This is a genomic window from Microcoleus sp. LAD1_D5 (genome assembly GCF_036702115.1).
Classification (GTDB): domain Bacteria; phylum Cyanobacteriota; class Cyanobacteriia; order Cyanobacteriales; family Microcoleaceae; genus Microcoleus.
The window spans coordinates 56,703-64,251 of sequence record NZ_JAUBSA010000034.1; the positions used below are offsets into that span (position 1 = coordinate 56,703).

Annotated in this window: 5 protein-coding genes; all 5 read right to left on the reverse strand. The window is 48.1% G+C overall.

The genetic code is table 11. The annotated features are described in order from the left end of the window. Window positions 1-75: 75 nt before the first annotated feature. Window positions 76-2,148, reverse strand: a complete 2,073-nt coding sequence (locus QUA70_RS16005; RefSeq protein WP_333348484.1) for a Wzt carbohydrate-binding domain-containing protein — start codon at window positions 2,146-2,148, stop codon at window positions 76-78. Next, the gene (locus QUA70_RS16010; RefSeq protein WP_333348481.1) at window positions 2,149-2,940 is read right to left on the reverse strand and encodes an ABC transporter permease; all 792 of its coding nucleotides are present in this window, start codon (window positions 2,938-2,940) and stop codon (window positions 2,149-2,151) included. After that, on the reverse strand, window positions 2,937-4,187 hold the full coding sequence (locus QUA70_RS16015; protein WP_333348479.1) for a glycosyltransferase: 1,251 nt from the start codon (window positions 4,185-4,187) through the stop codon (window positions 2,937-2,939). Before QUA70_RS16015 ends, QUA70_RS16010 begins: the two co-directional genes overlap by 4 nt. 256 nt (window positions 4,188-4,443) lie before the next feature. Next, a complete protein-coding gene (locus QUA70_RS16020) occupies window positions 4,444-5,754 on the reverse strand; it encodes a glycosyltransferase family 2 protein (RefSeq protein WP_333348477.1) in 1,311 nt (436 codons plus the stop codon). A 74-nt stretch (window positions 5,755-5,828) separates the two neighbouring features. Further along, window positions 5,829-7,019 carry a glycosyltransferase gene (locus QUA70_RS16025; RefSeq protein WP_333331480.1) on the reverse strand — a complete coding sequence of 397 codons (1,191 nt, stop codon included), beginning with the start codon at window positions 7,017-7,019 and terminating at the stop codon, window positions 5,829-5,831. Window positions 7,020-7,549 lie beyond the last annotated feature (530 nt).

Sequence of the window (7,549 nt, forward strand, 5' to 3'; positions counted from 1 at the left end):
AGGGCACAGAGGGAGAGAATAAAGAGGTAGGATTTATGTTCCTCTGTGCCCTCTCTGCGGTTAAAAACTATTTTTCTAACTCCAAGTAAAATCCTGTTTTAACAAATCAGAAAGTTCCTGATTGTAAGGCTTGAAATAATCTGTCAGTTGTTGTTCGATTGCTGCTGGTATTTTGCTGTACTCCTCGATCGTATTAATCTCATATTGTTTACTTGCGATCGCACTAATATCCAAGAAATCTAACACGTCGGAAAAAACTTTGTCGGTATTTGCCTCAAAATCTTCGCTTTTGAGAATTAGCAACTGTTCCCTCGGAAAATAATCGAGCCAATTCTTGATTTGTTCAACATAAATTCCTCGCGACAAATAAGAATAATGTTGGTGGTTGAAACTGTAATAATCTTTATCGGCTTTGATTTTTTCAATTTCACCTTTTAGGCGAGCGGGCTCGGAAGCGATCGCCTTTTCAAAATCCAGCTTTTCGCAGCCGATCGCCACTTCTAAATGATAGTTCAGCCAAGCTCGTTTTACCGGGTTTCGCAGCATTACAATCAGCTTAACATCCGGGAAACACTTGTAAACCCGCTCTGCCACCAACGGATGATAAATATAGTAAGGAGTCATTTCCCACAGCAACACCTTCTCATCCGCCACACTGCGCGTCAAATGCTTGCTGTACCAATCAACGCCCCGCTCAAAATTCAAATCAAAAAAGTGAATGTTGTGGGAACCATCTTTGATAATTTGCAAGTGATTTGCGAGATAGCCGGATAGAGGTTCCGTGCCACACTGTTGAGCGCCAATAATTAAAAAGTCTGGTGCCTGCTTATTTTTCAACTGAGTCGAAATTTTGGCATAGGCGGGATTGTCCTTATTCAAGGCGTGAACTTTTTCGGCGGCTTCTGGTAAATCCGCCACCTGCATTTTGCCATCAAATTCCCAGCGGTTGGGCGGACAAAGAATCGTTTTTTGGTTTACAGTCGATCGCACATACAGCGGATAAGTGTGCCAATGATAATCATAGGCGTAAGCCAAACTCTTCTCGTAAACCCCAGCATTCACGTAATACTGACCGTTGCCTAAATCCAGCCTGTCTACGTGCAGGCGGATTGTGCCTTTACCTTCCGCCAGCGGCAGCAATCTGCCCATTTGATTAGTATTAGTCTCAAAACAACTTTGACCGTCTTCCCGGCTAATTGTCACGCCAAAAATAGCAGCCGAAATTGGCTTCGGTACAGAATAATGAATTTCCACAGTAATAGGATCACCACTGTTGATCTCATTATCCGGCAACACTTTAACATCCGTAATTTCTACTTCCAAAGAACCGAAGCGATTGTCATTAATTCGCAGTTGCGAACCCGTACTCGTCACTTCAGGAGGACCCATGGGAGTGCGTTTTTCGGTTGCTGGGCGCATTTCCGACAAATACTGACCGACTACCACTTCCGGTTCCCCGTAAGCCACGATTTCACCTGATTTCAGCCACAAAGCCCGATCGCACAGTTTATGAATTTGCGCCGCGTTGTGAGAAATCAAAACAATCGCACATCCTTGATTCTTAAACTCCGTGATTCTGTTCAAACATTTATTTTGAAAAGCCACATCACCAACCGACAAATGTTCATCAACTAACAGCACTTCTGGATCGGTGTGTACCGCCACCGAAAAAGCCAGCCGCATTTGCATCCCTGTACTGTAAGTCCGCATCGGACTATCAATAAACTGTTGCAATTCCGCAAATTCCACAATATCATCAAATCGGCGCGCCGCTTCCCGACGAGTCAAACCGGCCACCACCGCACCCACAAACACATTTTCTCTGCCGGTTAAATCCGAGTGAAAACCCGCACCCAAATCCAACAAACCGCCAATTCTGCCATTAACTTCAATAGTTCCTTCTTGAGCCTGGCCGATACCGCCAACAAGTTGCAGCAGCGTCGATTTTCCCGCGCCATTCTTGCCGAGAATTCCCAGCATCTCCCCAGGAGAAACAGTGAAATTGATATCCCGCAGTGCCCAAAAACGCGCCTGCGGTTTCATCTGCCGAAAACCCGCCAAAGCGGCCTGCATAATCGTATAAGGTCGATCGGCAGAGTAGCGGTTGAAACGTTTCCCCAAACCCTTGACAACAATAGCTTGACGCATTTACAATTCCTCCACAAAAGTATTGCTTTGCCGTCTAAAAATTCCCAGTCCTATCGGCAAAAGAGCAGCCACAACCAAGCTAAGAATTAACAGCGCCAGCCAATCCGGCTGCGTACCTTTGAGCAGTATGGCGCGGTAAGCTCCCAGCAGTGGCACCATAGGATTCAACTGATAAAGAGGCTGAAATTGTTTCGGTACGCTGTTGAGGTCGTAGAAAATCGGAGTCAGGTAAAACAGCATCTGCAAAACTACGCCCAAAGTGTGCTGAGTATCGCGAAAAGTGACATTCAAAGCGGCGAGGGGGTAAGCCAAACTGACAGTCAAAATAAACTGAATAGCCATCAGCAGCGGCAACACAAACAGCACTGCACTCGGCTGAACGCCATCAATTGCCAGAAAGATAATTAACACCGGCAAAGCTAACAGAAAGTGAATTAGCCCTGTCATAGTCGTGACTACCGGCAAAATTGCCGTGGGAAAATTAGGCTGTCTGATTAGCGCTTTATTGTTGGTAATTAATCCCGTTGCTTGAAATAATGCGGTTTGAGACCAACTCCAGATTAACAAACCGCTGAAAGCAAAGGAAGAAAATTTCGGAACGTTAATCGGTACAACAGAACGAAATACAAATGAAAATACAGCTAACTGCAACAGCGGATTGATTAAAGTCCAAGCAATCCCCAAAGTCGATCGCTTGTAAAGTAATTTTATATCGCGATCGACCAACACCCGCAGCAAATCGAAGAAATGAGCGATTTTGCGCCTGTAACCCAGCCTGGGAGCACTTCTCATCGCACACCTCCGGCAACTTCCTGCGGTTCCGACTGTAGCTGCTCTTCCGGCTCAATCTCAGCTAACTGCTGCGCCTGCAACTGCGCTTTTCTGTAAGCAAAAGGACTGTCGAGAGCTCCTAATAACTCGCTGACTACCAACTTGCGCGGCAGCAAACCCGGAACCCCCAAGCGGCGCACCAGCCACCAACCAAGCCACTGAAACATAGCAAATTTCCAAATTTCCCAGCGCGGCACAGTGCGGTTGCGATCGCACGTCAGTAAAAAAGCCCCAAAGCTGCGCCCGTTGTCCTGTAACTGCCGGCTCAAAGCCTCGGCGCTGCGTCTGTGCCGATGCCACACAAAAGCTCTCGGCTCATAAAAAGTCGAGTATCCCTTAGCCAAAATCCGATGAAACATCTCAATATCCCCACCACCGCAAGTCGCCGTACCCACATCAAGAGCAACGTCAAAATTCCCAACTTCCGCAAAAACTCGTCGCCGGAAAGCCATATTCGCCCCCACGCCGTATTTGCTCGCCCACAGCAACTCCCACGTCGAGAGCTTGCTACCATCAAATTTAAAACTGTCGAGGTATTGCAGCATTCCCCCGTAGCGGAGTTCAAATTGAATTTGAGCCTCTGTTTCTAGTTCCGCCGGCGCGACTAAACCGCTCACTGCCATAATTTCTGGGTCAGCAAACGCCGCAGCAATACCCCGCAGCCAACCGCGATCGGGCCGCACGTCGTCATCAGTAAAAGCAATAATCTCATGCCGCGCTTCAGCGATCCCGCGATTGCGCGCCCAATCCAATCCTGGTCGTTCTTCCTTGACGTAGCGTACCGGCCATCGCGCTACGAATTCAGCGGTGCTGGTGGTTGCAGGAGCGTTGTCTATAACGATAATTTCGCGGTGCGGATAGTCGAGGGCGAGCAGAGCTTCCAGAGCGCCTTTGAGCAAATCTGTGCGATCGCGCGTGCAGATGACAACGCTAATTGACGGCAGGTGGCGATCCGCCACTGCTTCAGAAACAGCGCCGAACTGCTCTCCTAAAGTCGATCGCACCAACTCTTTTCCTAACTGATCCACAATTGTTTGTCGCACTCGCTCAGCGGAAATTGTTTGTTCCCAGGGATTGTTACTAACAGAAGCCCAGCCCAGAAGCCGTCCCCGGTAGCGAACTAAAATGCGAACTGCTTCGTATTGTTCGAGTTGCCTAATCGGATTAATCTGTTCGGTAAACTCAATCTCCATCACTTTTATTGCCATAACTTGCTCCTGAAAATTTTGCAGCGGGCACTAGATAGAAAAGTTTTGACTTGGGACTTTTAACTTTGGGGTTGCAACTTTCCAATTTCCCAACTTTTGAGGTTTGAGTTTTTGGTTTAACTTCCCCGAATTCAGTAGATATGAACGAAAAAAAAATCTTCTAGGGGCTAGTTTAGCTAAGCATAACCAGATATAAGCGAGAAGATGAAGGCACTCACCTGCCCGAATCATGTAATCTTTATTTGTACCTATTTACTTAGCTCTTAATTGCTAACTCGTAAGTTTCCAAAGCAACTAAAGGTTTTTCTTCAAGCGTTTCTGCAGTGCGGGGCAAACCGTTAACCGCGATCGCCCCAGCCAGCGGTTGAGCAAAGTGAAGCGCCAGAATCGATCGTAAGTGAGCGCCCCGCAGCGGTTCCGCGCCTGCTTGCGGAAAAATATGGCCGACTGTCAGTTGGTCATAATACAGGTAAACCCCAGCCGGTCGTTCCGCATCCAGCAGACTTTCTGCTGCTTCCCAACCTTGCTGCAAATCAATGTTAATTTCATATCCGCCCAAATCAGCACGGACCGGGCCTCCTTGCATAAAACTAGAAATAGCAGAGCGACTTTTTAACTCATCAATGACACCCCGCAAATACCAATAACCGCGCAATTTTGACCGCAACCACCGCCAAGTTTCCCGCATCCCCAAGCTTTCGAGTAAATCAAGAGATTTCCTCAGTCCCCGGGCCAGCCAATCCACAGCAGCCGGCCAGAAAAACGTGACCGCCACCACAATTTTATCTAGCAGCGAGTAAGCAGTTTCGTAGGCTGCTACCTGCATGATCGGTCTAAGTTCCGGGTGTCGGCGGCCGATCAAAACATCCGATCGCCCTTCCTGACGAGATCGGCGGAAAGAGCGATCGAGATTATTAGTTTCGTGTTCGTAATGATAGCCCACAGCATCCCCCGCTACAGCAAAAGGTACACCAGCTTTCAGCAAACGCACCCCAAACTCGTAATCTTCTCCGCCGCAGTTTCCAAAAGCTGAATCAAACCCATCGAGACGACCAAAAAGTTCTGCATCCAAAGAAAGGTTGCCGCTGAGCAAATCTTGATAAGTAAATCGGTGATCAGGTTTGCTCATCTGATAAAACTTCTCTTCCCACCACGAGCGCACTTCCACGTCAAAAAACGTAGTTCCTCCGTGCAACTTAGGCGGATAGGGGCCCATGACAGCCGCTCCCGGACGCTCTCGGTGAACCCGCGCATGGCTTTCCACCAAAGGTGGTAGCGCTTCGATGTCGTCGTCGAGAAACAGCAGCAATTGCCCGATAGCCGAAGCCGCTCCCGTATTGCGGGCGATCGAAGCACTCCGGCAATTTACCTCGATCACCTGCAGTTTAAACGGAGCTTTGTAGTCTTGTAGCATTGCCAAAGTATCGTCAATGCAGCTATCTGCCACTACCATAACTTCCATCAGGTCGATCGGATAAGTCTGCAAGTGCAAAGCATCCAAAGCCCGCCGCAGCGAAGAACTTCGGTTGTGGCTAGGAATAATTATGCTAACTGTTAGATTTTCCATATTTACATTACAACAATTAACTTCATGTGCATTTCATCTATCTTCATTTGCCGTTAAAAATAATCTAAAAATCCCTATTCATTGCTCCCCTTAATTTTTTGTAACAACTTCCGAGAAGCAAAATAAGCCATCGGTCCGCTAATGCAGCCTCGGAATTGAGCCCACAGCAAATCCCTCGGAACCGCATCCGGTTGCTTTCGCAAAGAAGCAATTAATTCAGGAATTTGCTTATACCGCAGCCATCCCCAAGCTAATAGAGGCACACTGAATTCTCTGTTGATTACAAACAGCCGCGTCCAGAAAGCATAGACTCCGATGCCGTAGCCTTGGAGCGTTTTTCGCAATTCTTCCCAAGTGCGCCGATGGCGGTGCCAGCTCAATGCTCTCGGCTCGTAGACAATGCAGTAGCCCGCGCGCAAAATGCGGGCAAAGAGTTCACAGTCTTCGCCACCTACCGTGGGTGTTCCCGCCCCCAAAGCTTCGTCAAACAGGCCAATGTAGTCGATCGAACTTTTCCGCACAGCCATACTGGCCGAAACTCCCACAAGATGCACAATCAGAGGATTGCACTGCGCCCCATCAAAAACTCGGCGCTCAAATCCCCGCCCGTGCGGGCTGTACCACTCAAACCATTCTTGCGCTTCGGTTTCCAGTTCCAAGGGCATCACCAGCCCCGTGACGCACATAACTCGCGGATCGCTAAAATTCCACAAGAGCGATCGCAGCCAGTTCGGATCGGGAGCCGCATCGTCATCTGTAAAGGCTACGAATTCATGTTTAGCTTCGCGTAAAGCTCGGTTACGGGCAGCGCTGGAGCCTGGTACGTCTTCGCGCACATAGCGGACTTGCGGGTAATTTTTGAGCAGTTCCTTGGTAGCGTCCGTGCTGGGACAATTGTCAATTACTAAGTATTCCTGACCCTCGTCTGGGAGCTGCATCAGCGCGTCTAGACAGCGCCGCAAATCTTCCGGGCGATCGCGCGTGCAAACCGCTACAGTGGCGATCGGCAATGCCTCCACCGGCCCCCGCTCATCCCATGCGAGGGTATCGTAGAGCCAATTTTTCCAAAGGTTGTCCCCTGCAGCGTTCATCAGTGTTTCCCGCAATTGGGAGCCGTCGGCGCGACCTCCGACGAGCGACAATAGAGCTTGGCCGATCGGTTTTCCGTGCAGTCGAATTAAAACTAAGGCTTTGCTGTAACGCTCCTCAACCGTAATTTCTGGCGGGAGTTTGGAGATTTCCAGCTCAAGAATAGCTGTTGCCATTTTAGATTTTTAATTTTATATTTTAGATTGCGAAAAAATCCTAGATACTCCGTATATTACCGGATGTATTTTAGCAGAAATTGTTTTAGGGGATAGCAACTTCTCAATGCCCTACTTGCCGATTGCCGATCGCGAATCAAAGATAAAGCCTCATTGTTTTTATTGCTTTTATTTATTTTTACTTTCAATGACCCGCTGATGTCAAGTTTTTTCCCAACACAAATTTTACCACCGTCAACGATCCCTCGTCGAGGCTTGTGTCAATTGCAGGTGCTATTGGCAGCAGAACGCCACCAATCCTCGCCATTAATGTCACCTGTAAAGACCCCATTTTTTTTACAAAACCCGGTTTGTGCGATCGCTCCTCATTTCAGCTTTAATTGCGATCGGGTACTATTCAAGGGCAACATAGCAAACAATTAAACACTCCCGCCCTTCAAACTTTCGCGGTTAAACCCACATTCCGCAGATGTGTGTGGAATTTTTTATCAGTTGTGAAAAGTTGGAGTCAAAAAGTTTTTCCCTTTAAC